The sequence below is a fragment of the Kitasatospora sp. NPDC059648 genome (assembly GCF_042734825.1).
In the GTDB taxonomy this organism is placed as follows: domain Bacteria; phylum Actinomycetota; class Actinomycetes; order Streptomycetales; family Streptomycetaceae; genus Kitasatospora.
This window is the reverse complement of record NZ_JBHWDU010000227.1, coordinates 1-1,574: the sequence shown is the minus strand read 5'-3', so window position 1 is coordinate 1,574 and position 1,574 is coordinate 1. Positions and strand designations below refer to the sequence as shown.

1 protein-coding gene is annotated in these 1,574 nt (G+C 74.1%); it reads left to right on the top strand.

What is annotated here, in order from left to right; all coding sequences use genetic code 11:
* A partial coding sequence (locus tag ACFV1W_RS40610; RefSeq protein ID WP_380422605.1) for an amino acid adenylation domain-containing protein occupies positions 1-1,574 on the top strand: 1,574 nt, incomplete at both ends.

Sequence of the window (1,574 nt, the reverse complement as noted above, 5' to 3'; positions counted from 1 at the left end):
CGACCGTGTCCGCCGCACCGACCTGAACGCCTTCGAGCACCAGGACCTCCCCTTCGAGCGGCTCGTCGAGCAGCTCAACCCCACCCGCACACCCGCCCGCCACCCGCTCTTCCAGACCGTTCTGACCGTCAGCAGCGGCCCGGCGCCCGTACTCGCCCTGGGTGAGGTCAGCGGGGTGCTGGAGGGCGCAGGCGAGTCCCTGGCGCACTTCGACCTGAACTTCAACTTCACCGAGCAGCACGGCGCGGACGGGACGGCACTCGGAGTGGCGGCGGCCGTCGAGTACGCGGCGGACCTGTTCGACCACGCCACCGTCGCCACCCTCGCCGAGCGCCTGCTGCGCGTCCTCGACGCCGCCGCCACCGACCCCGACGCGCCCATCGGCGGGATCGAGATCCTGAGTGCGGCGGAGCGGGAGCAGCTGCTGAGCGGCTGGAACGAGACCGCCGTCCCCGTCGCCGACACCACGCTGTCCGAACTGTTCGAGGCCCAGGCCGCCGCCACCCCCGACGCGGTCGCCGTGGTCTCCGACACCGAACGGCTGAGCTACGCCGAACTGGATGCCCGGGCGGGGTCGTTGGCGGCCGTCCTGCTGGGCCGCGGGCTGGCGGTGGAGGAGCCGGTCGCGATCCTGATGGACCGCTCGGCCGACCTGGTGACGGCGATCCTCGCGGTCACCAAGGCCGGCGGCACCTACGTCCCGCTGGACACCCGCTACCCGCTGGACCGGATGCGGCACATCCTCGCCGACACCCGGGCGCAGGTCGTGCTGGTCGATCCGGCCCACCGCGACCACCCGGTGCTCACCGCCGACGGCCCCACGCCGCTGGACGTCACCGAGGCCCGCGACGCCGCCCCGGCCGGCCGGTGCCCGCTCCCCGGCCAGCTCCTGTACGTGATGTACACCTCGGGCTCGACCGGCGCCCCCAAGGGTGTGGCGGTCACCCACCGCAATGTGGTCGACCTGCTGGCCAACCGGCACTTCCACCAGGGCCACCACGAGAGCGTGCTGCTCCACTCGCCCACCGCCTTCGACGCCTCCACCACCGAGGTGTGGGCGCCGCTGGTGACCGGCGGGCGGATCGTGCTGGCCGCCCCCGGGCAGCTCGACCTGACCGCCCTGGCCGCGACCGTCACCCGGCACGCCGTGACCCTGGTGCAGGCGCCCTCGGGCCTGCTGCGGCTGATGGCCGAGGAGACCCCGGAGGCGTTCCGGGCCGTCCGGCAGGTGTGGACGGGCGGTGACGTGGTGCCGCCGGAGGCCGTGCGGCAGCTGTTCCGGGTGTGCCCGGAGACGGACGTGGTCGCGGTCTACGCGCCGACGGAGACGACGGCCATCAAGACGACCTTCACCATGTCGCCCGGTGAGGAGATCCCCGCGGTGGTGCCGATCGGCCGCCCGCTGGCCAATACCCGGGCCTACGTGCTCGACGACACCCTCCAGCCGGTCCCGGCCGGGGTGCCCGGCGAGCTGTACCTCGCGGGCAACGGCCTGGCCCGCGGCTACGTGGCCCGCCCGGCACTGACCGCCGAGCGCTTCGACGCCTGCCCGTTCGGTGGCAAGGGCGAGCGCA